Origin of the sequence: Pseudooceanicola algae (assembly GCF_003590145.2) — a bacterium.
In the GTDB taxonomy this organism is placed as follows: Bacteria; Pseudomonadota; Alphaproteobacteria; order Rhodobacterales; family Rhodobacteraceae; genus Pseudooceanicola; species Pseudooceanicola algae.
In genome coordinates this window covers 115883-132953 of record NZ_CP060436.1, presented here as the reverse complement: position 1 = coordinate 132953, position 17071 = coordinate 115883, and the positions used below count along the sequence as shown (strand labels likewise).

Genomic DNA, 17071 nt, shown 5'->3' with positions numbered 1-17071 from the left:
TCAGTAGAAGCTTTGCGGATCGACATCCACCGACAGGCGCAGCCCCTTGGGCAGGCGCACCCCGGCGATCCATTCGCCCAGGGCGCGTTGCAGCGCGACCCCCTTGGGGGCCTTCACCAACATCCGCACCCGGTGCCAGCCGCGCACCCGCGCAATCGGGGCCAGTGCGGGGCCGTAAACCACCGCGCCCGCAAGGCGCAGCGGCTGATCGGCCCGCGCCAGCGCCACGCCCGCCGCCATCGCCACATCTTCCTTTTCCGCCGACAGGATGATCCCGGCCATGCGCCCGAAGGGCGGCATCCCGGCGGCCGCGCGCCCCTCGGCCTCGGCGTTCCAGAAATCCTCTTCGGCGCCGGACAGGATGGCGCGGATCACCGGGTGGTCGGGTTGACAGGTCTGCAGCAGCGCCTGCCCCGGCCGATCCGCCCGGCCTGCCCGCCCCGAGACCTGGCGCATCAGCTGAAAGGTCCGCTCGGCCGCACGCATATCCGACCCGTGCAGGCCAAGGTCCGCATCGATCACCCCGACCAGGGTCAGCAGCGGAAAGTTGTGCCCCTTGGCCACCAACTGTGTGCCCACGACGATATCCGCGCCGCCATTGGCGATCACCCCGACCGCCTGCTTCAGCGCCCGGGCCGAACCGAAGAGATCCGAGGACAGCGTCGCGATGCGGGCCTCGGGAAAGACCTCTGCCGCCTCTTCTGTCAGGCGTTCGACGCCGGGGCCGACGGCCGAAAGCTTGCCTTCCACCTTGCAGGACGGGCATTCGGTGGGCATCGGTTTGCTTTCGCCGCATTGGTGGCAGACGAGGCGTTTCAGGAACCGGTGTTCGACCATCCGCGCGTCGCAATGATCGCATTGCACCTGATGCCCGCAAGCCCGGCAGATCGTGACGGGCGCATAGCCGCGCCGGTTCAGAAACAGCAGCGCCTGTTCGCCCGCCGCCATGCGGTCGCGCACCGCCTGTTGCAGGGTGGGCGAGATCCAGCGCCCCGGCGAAAGGGCCTCGGCCCGCATGTCGATGGCGCGCATCTCTGGCAGGACCGCGGCACCGAAGCGGTCGGTCATGTCGATGCGGGCGTATTTCCCGGCCTTCGCATTCACCCAGGTTTCCAGGCTGGGCGTCGCCGAGGCCAGCACCACCTGCGCCCCGGCGAGCGAGGCGCGCAGCACCGACATGTCGCGCGCATTGTAGAGCGCGCCGTCTTCCTGCTTGTAGGAACTGTCGTGCTCTTCATCCACGACGATCAGCCCAAGGTCGCGGAACGGCAGGAAAAGCGCCGACCGCGCGCCCACCACCAGTTGCGCACCACCCTGCCCGATCATCTTCCAGGCCCGGCGCCGTTCAGTCATGGTGACCCCGGAATGCCATTCCACCGGCTTGGCGCCGAAACGCTGTTCGACCCGCGTCAGGAATTCCGCCGACAGGGCAATCTCGGGAAGCAGGACCAGCGCCTGACGGCCCTTGGCAAGGCAGGCGGCCACGGCCTCCAGGTAGACCTCGGTCTTGCCCGATCCGGTGACGCCGCGCAGCAGTGTGGTGCCATAGGTCCCGCCCTGAATGGCGGTGCGCAGCTGATCGGCCGCCCGGGTCTGGCTGTCGGTCAGGGGCTTGCCTGGCAGGGACGGATCAAGGCGCGGATAGGCGGTGTCGCGCGGCGCTTCGAGTTCGAGCACCGCATCCTGCGCCACCATCCCCTTGATGACAGAGGCACTGACCTCGGCCGCCTCGGCCAGCTCCTTCAGCGTGAACCCCGCGCCGCCGAAATCCTCGAGCACGGCCAGCACCCGGGTCCGGGCCTCTGTCATGCGGTCGGGCGTCGCGGGGCCAAGGCCATAGACCTTGCGCATCGAAGGCGGGTCCGACAGGCCCGGCGCGCGGGTCGCCAGACGCAGCATGGTCGGCAGCGGGGTCAGGGTGTATTCCCCGGCGCGGATCAGGAAATCCTGCATTTCCTCGCGCATCGGGGCCACATCGAGGATGCGCGTGATGGCGCGCGCCTTCTTCAGGTCGAAACCGCCCTGCCCCTTGCCCCAGACTACGCCGATCACCTGCCGCGGCCCCAGCGGCACCTGCACGAAGGCCCCTGCCGCCACGCCGCCTTCGGGCGCGCGGTAATCCAGCGTACGGTCCAGCGGCTGGGTGGTCAGCACCGCGACCAGCGTGCCTTCGTCGTACCAGCCCTGCGGTTGCGGGGCGGCGTAGGCAGGTTGCGAATCTGTCGGGTGATCGGCCAAGGCGCTCATGTCCGGTAGTGATTGCGGTAACGGATAGGGGTTTCGGAGGCTCACCCTATCGGGTAAATCCGGGGCAAGGAAATTCCAATCCCATAAATCCCCCCAGCTGGATGAGGTCCCCATGAAGTTCTTTGTAGATACCGCCGATATCGAGGCCATCGCCGAGCTCAACGCCCTTGGCATGGTGGACGGCGTGACGACCAACCCGTCGCTGATCAAGAAATCGGGCCGCAACATCCTGGAAGTCACCAAGGAGATCTGCGACCTGGTCGACGGGCCGGTTTCCGCCGAAGTCACCGCAACCGATGCCGAGACGATGATCGCCGAGGGCCGCAAGCTGCTTGAGATCGCCGAGAACATCGCCGTGAAGGTGCCGCTGACCTTCGACGGGCTGAAGGCCTGCAAGGTGCTGTCGGACGGCGGCGCGATGGTCAACGTGACGCTCTGCTTCTCGGGCAACCAGGCGCTGCTGGCGGCCAAGGCGGGCGCGACCTTCATCAGCCCCTTCATCGGCCGGCTTGACGATATCCACATCGACGGCATGGAGCTGATCGAGGACATTCGGATCATCTACGACAACTACGGCTACGACACCGAGATCCTGGCCGCGTCGATCCGCACGCCGAACCACGTGCTGGACTGCGCCCGCGTCGGTGCCGACGTGATGACCGCCCCGCCCGCCGTCATCAAGTCGCTGGCCAACCACCCGCTGACCGACAAGGGCCTGGCCACCTTCCTGGCCGACATCAAGGATGCGGGCATCAAGATCCTCTGATCCCGCAGGCTTTGCAAAATGGGAAAGGTCCGGCTGAAAGGCCGGGCCTTTTTTGCGTCTGGCCAACTGATTTGGGTGGCGAAAAAGTGACGCCGCGCAGGGGGCGGTCAAAAAACCCCCAACATATGAACAATCTCTGCTAATCTGGTGAAAATGCACAAAGAGGCAGAGATGAGCAGCACTCCCGAACTGGACCAGACCCTGCGTGACCGTATCCTGGCGCGCCCCGAGGACATCATCGAAGACCGTGACATCATGGGCGCCCTGATCGCGGCCAACGACAAGGCCATGGGCAGCAATATCGTCGACCTGCGCGGCGTCGCGATGGAACGGCTCGAAGCGCGCCTCGACCGGCTGGAGGACGCCCATCGCACCGTCATCGCCGCCGCCTATGAAAACGTCGCGGGCACCAACCTGATCCACCGCGCCACCCTGCGCCTGCTGGAAGAGGAAACATTCGACGGCTTCCTGCGCGCCCTGGGCAGTGACGTGGCCAAGACGCTGGACGTGGATTTCATCAAGCTGGTGGTGGAAACCGTGCGCCACGAGGAAGAAGATCCCAATATCCGCCGTCTGGGCGAGGTGCTGAAGATCGTGAAACCCGGTTTCGTCGCCGATTACATCGAAGGCCCGCGCAGCTCTGCCGAGCGGCGTGTGGTCCTGCGGCATCTGTCGCAGGCGCCAGAGCGGCTTTATGGTTCGCAAGCCGCCGCGATGCGGTCCGAAGCCTGCCTGCGGCTTGATTTCGGGTCTGAACGCCTGCCGGGCCTGCTGGTGCTCGGCTCGATCGACGACGATCAGTTCTCGCCCTCGCAGGGGACCGAACTGCTGGGCTTCTTCGGTGGCATGATCGAACGGAGCATGCGTCGTTTCCTGACATGACCCAATGCCCTGCCCATCCCAAGAACTGCGCGGCATGAGCGCCGAAGGCAGCCTTGCGATTTCTCCGGCGGCACGGGATGCGCTGCAAACCTGGCTGGAGACGCAAAGCGCCCTGATGGACTGGTCCGACCGCACGGTCGAGGCCTATCGCGGTGACCTGGGCGAATTTCTGGCCTTCATCGCCCTGCATGAAGGCGGGACACAGGGCATGGCGGCGCTGGCCCGTGTCGGGGTCAGTGACATGCGCGCCTGGATGGCCCGGTCCCGTGCCTCCGGCGTCGGGCCGCGCTCCCTTGCCCGCAAGCTGAGCGCGGTCAAGAGCTTTTATCGCTGGCTGGCGGATCGCGAAGGGTTCGACGCGACGGCGGTGCTGTCGGCACGATCCCCGAAATATCAGCGCAAGCTGCCCCGCCCGCTGGCCGAAGCGGATGCCGCGCAGATACTGGCGCAGGTCGGCGAACAGGATGCGCGGCAATGGATCTCGGCCCGTGACATCGCCGTGGTCACCCTGCTCTACGGCTGCGGCCTGCGTATTTCCGAGGCACTTTCCCTGACGGCCGAGGCCCTGCCGCTTGGCGAAAGTCTGCGCATTCTCGGCAAGGGTCAGAAGGAACGCGTGGTGCCTGTGATCGCCCCGGCCCGCCGCGCGGTCGAGGTCTATCTCGACCTCTGCCCCTGGCCCATGGAACCGGGCGCGCCGGTGTTTCGCGCCGTCAAGGGCGGTGCACTTGCCCCCCGGACCATTCAGGCCGCCATGGCCAAGGCCCGTGCACAGATGGGCCTGCCGGCTTCGGCCACGCCCCATGCGCTGCGCCACAGTTTCGCCACACACCTGCTGAACGCCGGCGGCGACCTGCGCGCGATACAGGAGCTGCTGGGACATGCCAGCCTGGCCACCACACAGGCCTATACGGCGGTGGATTCCGCCCGCCTGATGGATGTCTACCGAAAGGCGCATCCCCGCGGCTGAACTGTAGGCATGCTTGCACCCACTGACCGCCTGTGCGTTAGTCGCGCCATGAACAAGCAGATCCTCAGTGCATTCTCGGTCCATCTTCTGACGGCGACCGGGGCGATCTTTTCCATGCTGGCTATCATCGCCGCCGCCAACGAAGCCTGGGAGGTCATGTATCTCTGGCTGGTGGTCGCCTTCGCCGTCGACGGGATCGACGGGCCGCTGGCCCGCCGCTACGACGTCAAGACCCACGCAGGGCAGATCGACGGCGTGCTGCTGGACCTGATCATCGACTTCCTGACCTACGTCTTCATCCCGGCCTTCGCGCTTTATCAATCCGGGCTGCTGCCGGGCTGGACCGGTTGGTTCGGCGTGCTGGTCATCGCCTTCGCCTCGTCGATCTATTTCGCCGATACGCGGATGAAGACCGCCGACAACAGCTTTTCCGGCTTTCCGGGGTGTTGGAACATGGTTGTGCTGGTCTTTTTCGCGGTGGAACCGCCCTGGCCGACGATGGTCGGGCTGATCCTGCTGCTGACCGTCGCCATGTTCCTGCCGCTGAAATTCATCCACCCCGTACGTACGCGGCGCTGGCGCAAGCTGTCGCTGCCGCTGGCCACGCTTTGGGTCGTGCTGGCGCTTGTGGCGACGCTGATGAATTTCGCCACCCCAGGCTGGATCGAAGGCGCGCTGATCCTGGTCAGCCTCTACCTTCTGGTCGTCGGTATCGCCCAGCAAATCATTCCCGAGCGCAAACGCACAGCCTAGTCGGGATAAATACGTCTGGCGCAGGCCGCGCGGCGGATCACTGCCGCGCGAGGACCTCTTCGATGGCCGAGCCGATCAGCGACAGGCATTCCGGCGTCGAAAAGCGGTGATCGGCGCCCTTGACGAAGCGCAGGTGGATGTCCTCGCCCACCGCCTTGTCCAGCAAGCGCAGGGCCACCGACATCGCCACATCCGTATCCGCCGTGCCATGCAGCAGGCGCACCGGGAAGCCCAGCGGCACCGGGTCGCGCAGGACCAGATGATCGCGCCCGTCCTCGATCAGGCGGCGGGTGATCACGTAAGGTTCACCGTAATCCGAGGGCAGCGAGACCTGTTGCACCATTTCCAGTGCCAGCCGCTGCGCCTTGTCGAAGCCGGCCCACATGCTGTCTTCGGTGAAATCGGGGGCGGCGGCGATGGTCACCAGCCCGGCAACCCGGTCTGCCAACCGTCGCGCCATCAGCAGCGAGATCCAGCCCCCCATGGAGGACCCGACAAGGATCTGCGGCCCGGTCGTCAATTCGGAAATCGCGAATTCGGCGTCCTCGGCCCAATCCCCGATGCAGCCGTCCAGAAAGGCACCGGAGCTTTCGCCATGCCCGGAGTAATCGAACCGCAGAAACGGCAGGCCCAGCCCGGCGCACCAGCTTTCCAGAAAGATCGCCTTGGTGCCCTGCATGTCGGATTTGAACCCGCCCAGAAAGACCACGCCGGGGCGGGTGTCGCCCGCGCCTCCGGTCTTGTGATAAGCCAGTTCGCGTCCCTGGGGCGTGGTGATCCGTTCTGCGTCGCTCATATGATCCGGGCCTCTTTCCTGCTTGCCGCCCCTGCATGGCATGGCAGCAGGAGGCGCGCAATATCAGGCCGTCTCGACCTCGCGCAGGCCAAGGCACAGTCCGCCGCCAAGGGCCGATAGCGCGGCGAAGCCCGCCAGCGCGGCCTCTGGCCCCAGCAGGGACAGGCTGCCGCCAAGCGCCCCGGCCAGCAACAGGATGCAGCCGATCAGCGTATTGGCGACCGCGGAATAGGCCGCGCGCTTATCCTCCGGAGCCATGTCGACAAGGTAGGTGGATCGCCCCTGCCGCACGCCGTGATAGGCCAGCATCAGCACGAACAGCACCGCCGGTCCGACCCAGGCGTTATCAGCTTGTCCCAGAAGGCCCAACACCGGCATGGCTGCCATGGCCAGCCCCCCGAGCCCCCCGGCAATGACCAGCACCCAGCGGGACGACCGGTCGGCCAGGCGCCCCCAGACGTAGGAGGCCAGAAAGCTTGCCGCCGCCGAGGCCAGCACAAGCGCGCCCAACTGGCCCAGCACCGCACCGCCCTCTCCGCCCGCGATCATCACGATATAGGGCGGGGCCAGAGCGGTCGTGACCAGAAGCCCCCGCGCCAGGATGAAACGCCGCAGCATGGGGTCTTCGCGCAGGGTCCCCAGGATGGGGGGCGGGGCGCTGTCGCCGGTCTTGCCCGGCTCTTCGTCCAGGGTGGCGAAAAGGCCCGCCGCCGCCAGCCAAAGGACTCCGGCCAGGGTGATTGCGGCAAGGACCGGACCGCGCGCCTCGAACAGACCCGAGATCAGCAGCAGTGCAAAGATCACCACCGCACCCGAGGCCAGCGACCCCGCGATCCCGGTGATCGCCCCGCGTCGGGTCTTTTCGACGCTGCGCCCCAGAACAACCTTGAAGGAAACCGAACAGGCCGACCGCGCCAGCGCCAGAAGGGCCAGCGCGGCACAGATGGCGGCCCCGGCTGTGCTGCCCTCAAGCCCCAGACCGGCAAGGGCGATCAGCAACGCCGCGACGCCCTGAAGGGCCGCGCCCGCCACCCACATCCATTTCTTGCGCGCCAGACGCCCCATCGCCCCGGCCAGCAGGATCTGCGGCAAGAGCGCGCCGGCTTCGCGGATCGGCACCAGCGCCCCGGCAAAGACCGCCGGTGCACCAAGTGCCGACAGCAACCAGCTCAGCACCAGCTTCGGGTCGATCAGCCCGTCGCTGATCTTGGTCATCGACAGCGAGGCGGCGATGCGCAGCCCGTTGGCGGATTCGGTGGCGTCGGGGTCTCCGCCACCCGAGAGGCGGGCGAACAGGGTGGTTTCACGGCTGCGGGGGGTGTGTTCGGCTTGGCTCATGGGCTCCGCTATGGGCTGACATCATCCTTGGACACCGGCGCAGGCCGCGCCACTGCCTGATCCCAACCCCCGAAAGCTTGACTTGGGTCCCCTCCTCTGCCAATTCGCCTTTCACACATAACCCGCAACCGGGCGTTCCGTGGGCGCCAAACTGACGAGGAGGACAGACATGTCCCAGATCTCACTCACCTTTCCCGATGGCAATGCGCGCGACTACGCGGCTGGCGTGACGCCTGCCGAAGTGGCCGCCGGCATTTCCACGTCACTGGCCAAGAAGGCGATCTCCGCCAGCGTGAATGGCCAGCACTGGGACCTGCAATGGCCTATCGAGGCCGACGCGCAGATCGCCATCCACACGATGAAGGACGACGGCCCCGCGAACGAACTGGTGCGCCACGACCTTGCCCATATCATGGCCCGCGCCGTGCAGGAGCTGTGGCCGGACGTGAAGGTCACCATCGGCCCGGTGATCAAGGACGGCTGGTACTACGATTTCGACCGGGCCGAGCCCTTCACGCCCGAGGACCTTGGCGAGATCGAGAAGAAGATGAAGGAGATCATCAATCTTCGCGATCCGGTTCGCACGGAAGTCTGGGATCGCGATGTTGCAATCAGGTACTACGAGGACCGCGGTGAACCCTACAAGGTCGAGCTGATCGAAAGCATCCCCGGCGACGAGCCGCTGCGGATGTACTGGCACGGCGACTGGCAGGACCTGTGCCGCGGCCCGCACCTGCAGCACACCGGCCAGGTGCCCGCCGATGCCTTCAAGCTGATGTCGGTCGCCGGTGCCTACTGGCGCGGTGACAGCGACCGCCCCATGCTGCAACGGATCTACGGCGTGGCCTTCACCGGCAAGGAAAAGCTGAAGGCCCACCTGCTGATGCTGGAAGAGGCCGCCAAGCGCGATCACCGCAAGCTGGGCCGCGAGATGGACCTGTTCCACATGCAGGAAGAGGCCCCCGGCCAGATCTTCTGGCACCCCAACGGCTGGACCATATATACCGAGCTGCAGGATTACATGCGCCGCCAGCAGCGGGTGGATGGCTATGTCGAGGTCAACACCCCGCAGGTGGTGAACCGCAAGCTCTGGGAACAATCCGGCCACTGGGGCAACTATCAGGAGAACATGTTCATCGTCGAAGTGGACGAGGATCACGCGCGCGAAAAGACCATCAACGCGCTGAAGCCGATGAACTGCCCTTGCCACGTGCAGATCTTCAACCACGGCCTGAAAAGTTATCGCGACCTGCCGCTGCGGATGGCCGAGTTCGGCTCCTGCGCGCGCTACGAACCCTCGGGCGCGCTGCATGGCATCATGCGGGTGCGCGGCTTCACGCAGGACGACGCGCATATCTTCTGCACCGTCGACCAGATCGAGGCGGAATCGAAGAAGTTCATCGAATTCCTCGCCAAGATTTACGCCGACCTCGGTTTCGAAAGCTGGAGCGTCAAGCTGTCGACCCGCCCCGAAAAGCGCGTCGGCACCGAGGAAAGCTGGGATCAGGTCGAAGCCGCGCTTGGCAATGCCTGCAAGGCGGCCGGGTACGACTACACGCTGAACCCCGGCGAAGGGGCTTTCTATGGCCCGAAGCTGGAGTTCGTGCTGACCGATGCCATCGGGCGCGACTGGCAGTGCGGCACGCTGCAAGTCGACCCGAACCTGCCCGAGCGGCTCGAGGCGCATTACATCGGGCAGGACGGTGAAAAGCACCACCCGATCATGCTGCACCGCGCCGTGGTGGGGTCGTTCGAGCGCTTCATCGGCATCCTGATCGAGGAACACGCCGGCAAGCTGCCGCTCTGGCTGGCACCGCGACAGGTGGTTGTCGCCGGGATCGTGACCGATGCGAATGACTACTGCCTCGAGGTCGTCGCGGCCCTGAAGGCCCGTGGCATCCGCGCCGAAGCCGACCTGCGCAACGAAAAGATCAATTACAAGGTCCGCGAACATTCGGTCGGCAAGGTGCCCTATATCCTGGCCTGCGGGATGAAGGAGGTCGAGGATCGCACCGTCTCGACCCGTCGTCTTGGCGAGAAGCAGACGAAGATCCAGACGCTGGATGAAATTGTCGCCCAGATCGCCGCCGAGATCACACCGCCGGACCTGCGCTGAGACCCTTGCGAACCATATGAAAAAGGCGCCCCACCGGGCGCCTTTTTTGGTGTCTCAGTCCAGGGCCTTACCAGCGCAGCCAGCGTGCCCCGGCCAGTGCGCCGATCCCGGTCGCGATGCCGATGGCGGTGCTGTACCAGACCGCGTAGAACAGCGGCGTGTCCTCGGTGCAGAAGGTCGAATAGATCGCCGCGGCCAGACCAGCCGCCGCCAGCCCGGCCAGCGCCCCGGACCGCACCGGATGCACCGGTGCCCCGCGCCGCAGGGCGGCGATCATCCCCGCAAGGATGGGCAGCGAAAGCAGCGGGATCGAGGGCAGGCAGACCATGATGGACCCGCCGATGAACCCGGTCATCCGCTGCGCGGGATCCGTCGTCAGATAGGCCAGCACGAACAACGCCGCCGCCGCCATGGGCACCGCCCAGATCACCGCGCCGGGCAGGCCGAAGGGCTGCGCGGGTCGCGCCGAGCGCAGCGCGAGCGCCAGCGCCAGAAGGCCCAGCAGCAGCGGCAGCAGTGTCTTGGCCGAGATCATCGGATCGCCCAGCACGGCCATCAGGCCGGGGCGCGGTCCGTAAAAGGAAAAGTAGATCGCCGCCGTCATTGCCAGCCCGGCCAGAAGCAAGGGAAGCAGACGGCCTTCGGGCCCGGCGCCGCGCTGTGCGGCCGGTTCGGCGGCTAGGCTCTGGATCAGGTCTTCGGTGTTCATCTGCCTCTTTCGTCCAAATGATCGGGCCGCGGGCGCCGCATCTTCCTTCTCTTGATCCCGTCGCGGGGCGGGACGGCATTTGCCGCGACCCCGGTCTGGGCCCCTCCCGGCGGGTCCTGCCCGGTTGCCCGCAGGCGCAGCCGTTGCAGCGCGCGGTGATAGGCGACGCGCACCGCGCCTTCGCTCATCCCCAGCCGGGCGCCGATGGTACCGGCGCTTTCGCCTTCCACCCCCATTCCGCGCACGATCCCGGCCGACCGGTCGTCGATCCCGTCCAGCAACCGGGTCAGATCCCCCGCCGCCGTCCCATCACCCGAATTTTCATCGGGCAGGACCTCGGCGAGGTCATCGATCGGCACATGGGCCCCGCCCCCGCGCCGCCGCCGCGCCGCATCGGCGGTCTTGTAGCGCGCGATGGCATACAGCCAGGGCGTCACCGGGTCGCTGTCCCGCCAGGTATGGCGCTTGGCATGCAGGGCCAGCAGCACCTCCTGGACGATATCCTCGACCTCTTCCACGCCAGCACCGGGGCTGCGCGCGCGCACGATGTTGCGCATCACCGGCGCGACCTCGGTCAGGAAACGCGCATAGGCCGCAGCATCGCCCCGGTTCGCACGTCTCAGAAGGTCACCCCAGAGGGCATTACGTTCGCTCATTCCCTGCTCCATTCGCGGAACTCTGGCCGGACGTTACAGCGATAGTGGGATTTTCCGCAATTCATTCACGGTTTCGTGACGGCTGTAATTTTTTCCGCTCCGCCGCGAATGGAGAAGCACGGAGGCCATGACGGTCGTCCTGCCAAAACCATTGACCCCCAAAGGGAGCATTACCATGTCCAACACCCTCAAGTTCGCCGCCGTCGCAGGCGCCTTTGCCACCGCTCTGGCCGGCACCACCGCCGTCCACGCCCAGGATATGGCCAAGGAAAAATGCTACGGCGTTTCCCTGGCAGGCGAAAACGATTGCGCCGCCGGTCCCGGCACCACCTGCGCCGGCACCTCCAAAGTTGACTACCAGGGCAATGCCTGGACCCTGGTCGACGCCGGCACCTGCATGGACATCGAACTGCCCGCGATGGCTGATGGCCATGCCCGCATGGGGTCCATGGACGCCCTGGATCGCGATCTGCCGATGGAGGGCTAAGCCCGCCAGGGGGCGCGGCGCGGGCACCGCACCTGCGCGCGCCGCGCCCCCACCTTTATCCCTACTCGACACTCTGCCCCGACCTGCCACCCACCCGGTCGTCCCATCCGCAAGGAAGCCCGCCATGTCCGATCCCCGCCGCAATGCCCTGCCCGCCACCCCCGGCGTCGGTTACAAGGCGCAGCACTACCGCGACATCCTGGCCGGGCCCGCCCCGGTCGGCTGGCTGGAGATCCACGCCGAGAACTACCTTGGCGACGGTGGCCGCCCACTGGCCCAACTGCGCCAGCTGGCCGAGGATTTCCCGATCTCGGTGCATGGTGTCGGCCTGTCGATCGGCGGCGAAGCCCCGCTGGATCGCGACCACCTGGCCCGCCTGCGCCATCTGTGCGACTGGCTGCAACCGGCCAGCTTTTCCGAACACCTGGCCTGGTCGAGCCATGACAGCGCCTTTCTGAACGACCTGCTGCCCCTGCCCTATACCGAGGCGACCCTGACCCGCGTCGCCCACCACATCGACCAGCTGCAAGAGGCGCTTGGCCGGACGGTCCTGCTGGAAAATCCGTCTTCCTACCTTGCCTTCAAGGCCAGCGAGATGTCGGAAACCGATTTCCTGCGCGAAGTGACCCGTCGCACCGGCTGTGGGCTGTTGCTGGACGTGAACAATGTCTTTGTCTCGGCGGTGAACCTCGATCTCGACCCGCAAGCCTATGTCGACGCGATCCCGATGGAGGCCGTGGGCGAAATCCACCTTGGCGGCCATGACACGCAGGACGACGGAGCGGGCCACCCCCTGTTGATCGACAGCCACGGTTGCCCCGTCGCGGACCCGGTCTGGGCGCTGCTCGACCGGGTGCTCGCGGCGTCGGGACCCAAACCGCTGCTGATTGAATGGGACAACGATGTGCCCGACTGGCCCGCACTGCTGGCAGAGGCGCAGCGCGCAGAGGCGGCGCTGGCGCAGGTCCGTCCCCTTGCCGCGCCCACGCCGGCGTTGTGCCTGTCATGAGCGCACCGGAACAATCCGCCTTTCGCGCGGCCCTGCTGGACCCCACCTGTCCGGTGCCCGAAGGGCTGGGGGATGGACGCGGCGGCGCTGCGGGGCGGCGTTTCGACGTCTATCGCAACAATGTCGCCAGCAGCCTTGCCGGAGCACTGGTCGAAGGCTTTCCGACCCTGTGCCGCCTGATCGGAGAGGCCAATCTGCATCGTCTGGCCCAGCCGTTCCTACGCGCCCACCCGCCCCGCGACCAACGGATCTTTCGCTACGGCGCGGCGCTGCCCGACTATCTGGCAGCGCAGCGGGCCTTGGACAGCATGCCCTGGCTGCCCGATATCGCCCGGCTCGACCTCGCGTTGCGCAGTGCCTATCACGCCGCCGATGCGGCGCCCATTGACCCGGCGCACCTGGCCGCCCTGTCGCCCGAGGATCTGGCCAGCGCCCGCCTGCACTTTGCCCCGTCGCTTCGGCTGCTGACCTCGGATTGGCCGCTGCACGACATCTGGCGCAAGGCCTGGCAAGCCGATGCGCCGCAACCGGGCGCGGCCGCCCAGCACATCCTGATCACCCGCCCCGATTTCGACCCCGTCCCGACGCCGCTGACGCCATCGGCCAGCCGCCTGCTGCGCGCCCTGCTGGACGGGGCCCCCGCCGGCGTCGCGCTGACAGATGATGCCGAGGTTGCCGCGTTCACCGACCTCCTGTCCCGCCTGCTGGCCGCCAGGGCGGTGACCGGGGTGACCATCGAGCATCCCCAAAATGCGGAGACCCTGCCATGACCGACCCCACCGCCCCGCTTGCCCGGCTGACCCCGCTGCTGCCGCTTCTGGCGCGCTTCCTGTTTGCCGCCGTACTGCTGCGCTATTTCTGGGCCTCGGCCCTGACCAAGATCGGCGACGGGAGTTTTGGCTTCCTGCACCTGAGCGCCGGCGCCTACGGGCAGATCTTTCCGCGAGCCTTCGAAGCGGTCGGCTACGACGCCAGCCAGATGAGCTGGCTGCAAGGCGCCATTGCCCTCGGCGGCACCTGGGCGGAATTCCTGCTGCCCATGCTGATCCTGCTGGGATTGCTGAGCCGTCCTGCCAGCCTGGCGATGATCGGGTTCATCCTGGTGCAGACCCTGACCGACCTCTACGGCCACGGGTTGATCGCCGATGCGCCCAGTCTCGGGGCATGGTTCGACCGCGATCCCGGCAGCATCATCCTTGACCAGCGTGCGCTCTGGGTCATGCTGTTGCTGGTGCCCGGCATCCTGGGCGGCGGTGCCCTGTCGCTGGACCGGCTGCTGTTCCGCCATGTGCCAAAGGCGCAGCCCGCCCGCTAGGACTGTCCCGGGCCCGCGCGTGTCCCGCATCTTCGCAGGACAGTCTGCCATGGGGTCAGCAATCCCCTACCCGAGCAGAGCCGCCCGCACCTGTGGCGTCCAGCCGAGGTAGAGCCTGTCCCCCGCCTCTATCAGCGGCCGCTTCATCAACAGCGGATGCGCGCGCAACAGGTCTTCCATCGGCGCGGCGCGTTCGTCTTCGGACAGGCCACGCCACGTCGTGGATCGCCGGTTCAGCAAGTCGTTGCCGAATGTTTCGGCAGCGCGGCGCAACAGGTTTTCCGGCAGCCCATCGTGCCGAATATCAACAAGCTCTGGATTACCAAGCTCTTTCAGTGCCTTGCGGCAGGTGTCACAATTCTTGATGCCGTAGATAATCATTCTTGCCCCCATTGCATCACTTCGCCCAAATCATGTGCTGTGCTGCAGCATTACCCGTGTTTTGCTTGCTTTTTACAAATGCAATGCAATCCTGACCATGTGGCAAGGTCGCCCGGTTCCGGTTCGGCGGGACCCCGCGCACCCTGCGGCAAGTGCCCTGAATTGCAGGGAAAAACGGCAAGAGGAGAGACGGAATGCCTGTAGGCACCGTAAAATGGTTCAATACGACGAAAGGGTACGGTTTCATCGAACCCGAAACCGGCGGCAAGGATGTTTTCGTCCATATTTCCGCAGTCGAAAGGTCGGGGCTGACCGGTCTCGCGGACAATCAGAAGGTGGATTACGAACTGACAGAAGGTCGCGACGGTCGCCAGATGGCCGGAGATCTGAAACTGCTCTGACCCCCGTCAGGTCAAGTCAGGGGCGCCTCATATTGAACGGGGGGTCCTGAAACGGCGGCAGGCGGCGTGCTGTCCCGGCGGCTCTGGTCACGGCCTGCAAGATTTCGGCGCGTAGCGGCCCTGACGCGCCCCGATCCCGCCGGAAACCGGCTTTTCCGGCAATCCCGCACAGCTTTGCGCAGGGGCGTTCACGCGCCCCTGATTCAGATCCTTCCGCCCCAGGGCGGTTTGGGGGCCAACCACGGATCCCGGGCCGTCAGGCCGGATCCTTTTCGACCGGCAGCCTATCTGACGCGTCATCCGCACCCGGTTCCGCCACGGATGTCTTCTCTGCCGATGTCTGCGCCGTGTTTTCCCAGGCCTCGCCCATGGCGACGATGCAGGAGGTCCCGCTGGCATAGCTGACCACCAGCGTCCAATCGCCACTGCGATCCGTCCAGACCTCCATCACCTGTTCAGGACCACGCAGGCCGGTGGCCTGACGCGTGCTGCCCAGCCGCGTGACAAGACGTTGTTCCATCGCGGCGCGGCTGTCGCAGACCACCTCGGCGATCGGCGAGGCGGCAAACACCGGCGCGGCCCAGAGGCCGCAAAGGATCGGGATCAGAAGGCGTTTCACATGTCTGCTCGTCTGCTCGGATCTAGTTTCCCAGCAGTGTAACAGATTCATGACAATTTACCGAACGGGAATCGCGGAACTGCCAAAAGCGACCCGGGTCGGTCGTGTCCCGCATGAATAGCTCAGGGGAACAACCGCCCCACCAGGCCGACACCAAGGGCTGCCGACAGGCCGGTCAACAACGTGCCCCAGGTCAGATCGACCATCACCATGCGCCAGTCCCAGGCCCGCAGCGTCGCGAAATTGGTGAACTCGTAGGTGCCATAGGCCATGGCCCCCAGCAGCGCCCCACCCCAGAAGGCCCGCGCCATGCCACCTTCGGCCAAGGCGGGCAGCGACACGAACCACAGCAGCCCGGCCACATAGAACAGGTAGAAGATCCCCGCCGGACCGAGCCTGGGATCCTCCAGAAGCTGATTGCCGAGACGGGCCTCGAACAAGGGTCGCATGACCAGTTTCAGCATCACGGCATCAAGACCAAGAAAAAGGATGGCCGTGGATAGATATAGGGTCAGGATCTGCATGGCTGTCTCCGGATGTTTCAGAGACTACGCGACAAGGAGAGCCCCGGATCACTTCGACCCGAATTTCCGGGCCGGATCAGGCTAGCCGCCCCGCGCGGGCCTAGCCGAGCATCGCCTTGAATTCGCGGAACTCGCGCTTGCTCATCTCGCAGTTTTCTTCGGTGACCTCTTCACCGGCCAGCATCCGACGCAGGCAATCGACCATCTGGGCCGACATGGTGACCGCGCCCAGGCGGTAATCCTCGAAGGCCTTGTAGGCGAAGGGGACCCAATCGGCGACCAGCTTGCAGATCTCATCCGCATAGACGCGGATCTCGTATTGCGCATGGGAATCCGCGCGCAGGCGCAGGAAATGGAACAGGTTGTGCAGATCGACCTTCCAGTACCATTGTGTATAGATATTCGCCGGCAGGTTCATTCGCGCCAGTTCGCGCGCAAGACCCTGCTGGCCGTCCTGGGAAATCATCTCGGCGTAGTGGTCATAGCTGCGCATCGCGTCGGTCTTCAGCCATTCCAGCACGCGGGCGGCCTCTTCGCCTTGCAATGCCTCGCCGCGCCCCTGGTTGTTGATCGCCGACTGCGCGGCCAGGGCATCGGGTTCAGGAATGTAGAATTCCCGGTCGAGGATCGAATAGCGCGCGGAATATTCGTTCACATTGGCCGTGCGGTGGCGGATCCACTGGCGCGCGACGAAGACCGGCAGTTTCACGTGCAGCTTCAGCTCGCACATCTCGAAGGGGGTCGAATGCCAGTGCCGCATCAGGTAACGGATCAGCCCTTCGTCGTTCTGCACCGACTTGGTGCCCTTGCCGTAGGACACCCGCGCCGCCTGACAGATCGCGGAATCGTCGCCCATGTAGTCGATGACCCGCACGAACCCATGGTCGAGCAGCGGCACCGCCTTGTAAAGATGCGCCTCGATCCCCGGCACGGTGGCGCGCAGGGTGGGCATCGGTTCGGCCCGCAAGGCGTCGATTTCGGCCTGCTGTTCGGGGGAAAGCGGCATGGGCGAATCCTTTCACGTCACATTTCGGGCTACGTTATCTTGTAAGGTCGCAAGGCAAAACCGCGCACGGCATCGACAGGGCCGCCAGCGCCGAAT

The 17071-nt window shown here is 65.9% G+C and carries 19 protein-coding genes; 10 read left to right on the top strand and 9 right to left on the bottom strand.

Annotated elements, in window-relative coordinates; genetic code table 11:
* Positions 1-2247, bottom strand: coding sequence for a primosomal protein N' (locus PSAL_RS00610; protein ID WP_119839107.1), 2247 nt, complete (start codon positions 2245-2247; stop codon positions 1-3).
* Positions 2248-2359: 112 nt separating this feature from the next.
* On the opposite strand from PSAL_RS00610, the gene fsa reads away from it, so the two are divergent.
* The 4 genes from fsa to PSAL_RS00590 all read left to right on the top strand — a co-directional run bounded on the left by fsa (position 2360) and on the right by PSAL_RS00590 (position 5618).
* Positions 2360-3013 carry a fructose-6-phosphate aldolase gene (fsa, locus tag PSAL_RS00605; protein ID WP_119839108.1) on the top strand — a complete coding sequence of 218 codons (654 nt, stop codon included), beginning with the start codon at positions 2360-2362 and terminating at the stop codon, positions 3011-3013.
* 171 nt (positions 3014-3184) lie between these two features.
* Positions 3185-3895, top strand: coding sequence for a DUF484 family protein (locus PSAL_RS00600; RefSeq protein ID WP_119839109.1), 711 nt, complete (start codon positions 3185-3187; stop codon positions 3893-3895).
* Between the two features lie 34 nt (positions 3896-3929).
* Positions 3930-4865, top strand: a complete 936-nt coding sequence (locus PSAL_RS00595; protein ID WP_119839110.1) for a tyrosine recombinase XerC — start codon at positions 3930-3932, stop codon at positions 4863-4865.
* 48 nt (positions 4866-4913) lie between these two features.
* Positions 4914-5618, top strand: coding sequence for a CDP-alcohol phosphatidyltransferase family protein (locus PSAL_RS00590; RefSeq protein ID WP_119839111.1), 705 nt, complete (start codon positions 4914-4916; stop codon positions 5616-5618).
* Between the two features lie 37 nt (positions 5619-5655).
* Here the strand turns inward: PSAL_RS00590 and PSAL_RS00585 are convergent, their stop codons facing one another.
* Together PSAL_RS00585 and PSAL_RS00580 are read right to left on the bottom strand one after the other, a co-directional pair.
* The gene (locus tag PSAL_RS00585; RefSeq protein ID WP_119839112.1) at positions 5656-6414 is read right to left on the bottom strand and encodes an alpha/beta hydrolase; all 759 of its coding nucleotides are present in this window, start codon (positions 6412-6414) and stop codon (positions 5656-5658) included.
* Between the two features lie 63 nt (positions 6415-6477).
* Entirely contained in the window at positions 6478-7752 is a 1275-nt protein-coding gene (locus PSAL_RS00580) for an MFS transporter (protein WP_119839113.1), read from the bottom strand.
* Between the two features lie 169 nt (positions 7753-7921).
* Between PSAL_RS00580 and thrS the strand changes: the two genes are divergently transcribed.
* Positions 7922-9868: a threonine--tRNA ligase gene (thrS, locus tag PSAL_RS00575; RefSeq protein WP_119839114.1), complete on the top strand. Its 1947-nt coding sequence runs from the start codon at positions 7922-7924 to the stop codon at positions 9866-9868.
* Between the two features lie 67 nt (positions 9869-9935).
* Here thrS and PSAL_RS00570 read toward each other — a convergent pair whose 3' ends face one another.
* Entirely contained in the window at positions 9936-10577 is a 642-nt protein-coding gene (locus PSAL_RS00570) for an NrsF family protein (RefSeq protein ID WP_119839115.1), read from the bottom strand.
* Entirely contained in the window at positions 10574-11233 is a 660-nt protein-coding gene (locus PSAL_RS00565; protein WP_119839116.1) for a sigma-70 family RNA polymerase sigma factor, read from the bottom strand. Before PSAL_RS00565 ends, PSAL_RS00570 begins: the two co-directional genes overlap by 4 nt.
* 175 nt (positions 11234-11408) lie before the next feature.
* On the opposite strand from PSAL_RS00565, the gene PSAL_RS00560 reads away from it, so the two are divergent.
* The 4 genes from PSAL_RS00560 (at position 11409) to PSAL_RS00545 (ending at position 14044) form a co-directional block, all read left to right on the top strand.
* Positions 11409-11720, top strand: coding sequence for a BufA1 family periplasmic bufferin-type metallophore (locus PSAL_RS00560; RefSeq protein ID WP_119839117.1), 312 nt, complete (start codon positions 11409-11411; stop codon positions 11718-11720).
* A 124-nt stretch (positions 11721-11844) separates the two neighbouring features.
* Positions 11845-12729: an MNIO family bufferin maturase gene (gene bufB / locus PSAL_RS00555; RefSeq protein WP_119839118.1), complete on the top strand. Its 885-nt coding sequence runs from the start codon at positions 11845-11847 to the stop codon at positions 12727-12729.
* The gene (locus PSAL_RS00550; protein ID WP_119839119.1) at positions 12726-13499 is read left to right on the top strand and encodes an HvfC/BufC N-terminal domain-containing protein; all 774 of its coding nucleotides are present in this window, start codon (positions 12726-12728) and stop codon (positions 13497-13499) included. The genes bufB and PSAL_RS00550 overlap by 4 nt, the downstream gene beginning before the upstream one ends.
* Positions 13496-14044, top strand: coding sequence for a hypothetical protein (locus PSAL_RS00545; protein WP_119839120.1), 549 nt, complete (start codon positions 13496-13498; stop codon positions 14042-14044). The genes PSAL_RS00550 and PSAL_RS00545 overlap by 4 nt, the downstream gene beginning before the upstream one ends.
* Before the next feature lie 66 nt (positions 14045-14110).
* On the opposite strand, the gene PSAL_RS00540 is transcribed toward PSAL_RS00545, so the two are convergent.
* Positions 14111-14425 carry an arsenate reductase family protein gene (locus PSAL_RS00540; RefSeq protein WP_119839121.1) on the bottom strand — a complete coding sequence of 105 codons (315 nt, stop codon included), beginning with the start codon at positions 14423-14425 and terminating at the stop codon, positions 14111-14113.
* 194 nt (positions 14426-14619) lie between these two features.
* On the opposite strand from PSAL_RS00540, the gene PSAL_RS00535 reads away from it, so the two are divergent.
* Positions 14620-14826 (top strand): cold-shock protein, encoded by a 207-nt coding sequence (locus PSAL_RS00535; RefSeq protein WP_119839122.1) that lies wholly within the window; start codon positions 14620-14622, stop codon positions 14824-14826.
* A 256-nt stretch (positions 14827-15082) separates the two neighbouring features.
* Here PSAL_RS00535 and PSAL_RS00530 read toward each other — a convergent pair whose 3' ends face one another.
* The 3 genes from PSAL_RS00530 to thyX form a co-directional block, all read right to left on the bottom strand.
* A complete protein-coding gene (locus PSAL_RS00530) occupies positions 15083-15445 on the bottom strand; it encodes a hypothetical protein (RefSeq protein WP_231388567.1) in 363 nt (120 codons plus the stop codon).
* A 122-nt stretch (positions 15446-15567) separates the two neighbouring features.
* Positions 15568-15969 carry a DUF2177 family protein gene (locus PSAL_RS00525; RefSeq protein WP_119839123.1) on the bottom strand — a complete coding sequence of 134 codons (402 nt, stop codon included), beginning with the start codon at positions 15967-15969 and terminating at the stop codon, positions 15568-15570.
* A 100-nt stretch (positions 15970-16069) separates the two neighbouring features.
* Positions 16070-16975 carry an FAD-dependent thymidylate synthase gene (gene thyX / locus PSAL_RS00520; protein WP_119839124.1) on the bottom strand — a complete coding sequence of 302 codons (906 nt, stop codon included), beginning with the start codon at positions 16973-16975 and terminating at the stop codon, positions 16070-16072.
* Positions 16976-17071: the final 96 nt, after the last annotated feature.

Excerpts from the sequence above, each read along its gene's own strand:
- PSAL_RS00590 (WP_119839111.1), top strand. The coding sequence starts at position 4,914 with ATGAACAAGCAGATCCTCAGTGCATTCTCGGTCCATCTTCTGACGGCG.
- PSAL_RS00570 (WP_119839115.1), bottom strand. The coding sequence starts at position 10,577 with ATGAACACCGAAGACCTGATCCAGAGCCTAGCCGCCGAACCGGCCGCA.
- thrS (WP_119839114.1), top strand. The coding sequence starts at position 7,922 with ATGTCCCAGATCTCACTCACCTTTCCCGATGGCAATGCGCGCGACTAC.
- bufB (WP_119839118.1), top strand. The coding sequence starts at position 11,845 with ATGTCCGATCCCCGCCGCAATGCCCTGCCCGCCACCCCCGGCGTCGGT.
- PSAL_RS00610 (WP_119839107.1), bottom strand. The coding sequence starts at position 2,247 with ATGAGCGCCTTGGCCGATCACCCGACAGATTCGCAACCTGCCTACGCC.
- PSAL_RS00525 (WP_119839123.1), bottom strand. The coding sequence starts at position 15,969 with ATGCAGATCCTGACCCTATATCTATCCACGGCCATCCTTTTTCTTGGT.
- PSAL_RS00585 (WP_119839112.1), bottom strand. The coding sequence starts at position 6,414 with ATGAGCGACGCAGAACGGATCACCACGCCCCAGGGACGCGAACTGGCT.
- thyX (WP_119839124.1), bottom strand. The coding sequence starts at position 16,975 with ATGCCGCTTTCCCCCGAACAGCAGGCCGAAATCGACGCCTTGCGGGCC.
- PSAL_RS00550 (WP_119839119.1), top strand. The coding sequence starts at position 12,726 with ATGAGCGCACCGGAACAATCCGCCTTTCGCGCGGCCCTGCTGGACCCC.
- PSAL_RS00595 (WP_119839110.1), top strand. The coding sequence starts at position 3,930 with ATGAGCGCCGAAGGCAGCCTTGCGATTTCTCCGGCGGCACGGGATGCG.
- PSAL_RS00560 (WP_119839117.1), top strand. The coding sequence starts at position 11,409 with ATGTCCAACACCCTCAAGTTCGCCGCCGTCGCAGGCGCCTTTGCCACC.
- PSAL_RS00580 (WP_119839113.1), bottom strand. The coding sequence starts at position 7,752 with ATGAGCCAAGCCGAACACACCCCCCGCAGCCGTGAAACCACCCTGTTC.
- PSAL_RS00545 (WP_119839120.1), top strand. The coding sequence starts at position 13,496 with ATGACCGACCCCACCGCCCCGCTTGCCCGGCTGACCCCGCTGCTGCCG.
- PSAL_RS00565 (WP_119839116.1), bottom strand. The coding sequence starts at position 11,233 with ATGAGCGAACGTAATGCCCTCTGGGGTGACCTTCTGAGACGTGCGAAC.
- fsa (WP_119839108.1), top strand. The coding sequence starts at position 2,360 with ATGAAGTTCTTTGTAGATACCGCCGATATCGAGGCCATCGCCGAGCTC.
- PSAL_RS00600 (WP_119839109.1), top strand. The coding sequence starts at position 3,185 with ATGAGCAGCACTCCCGAACTGGACCAGACCCTGCGTGACCGTATCCTG.
- PSAL_RS00540 (WP_119839121.1), bottom strand. The coding sequence starts at position 14,425 with ATGATTATCTACGGCATCAAGAATTGTGACACCTGCCGCAAGGCACTG.
- PSAL_RS00535 (WP_119839122.1), top strand. The coding sequence starts at position 14,620 with ATGCCTGTAGGCACCGTAAAATGGTTCAATACGACGAAAGGGTACGGT.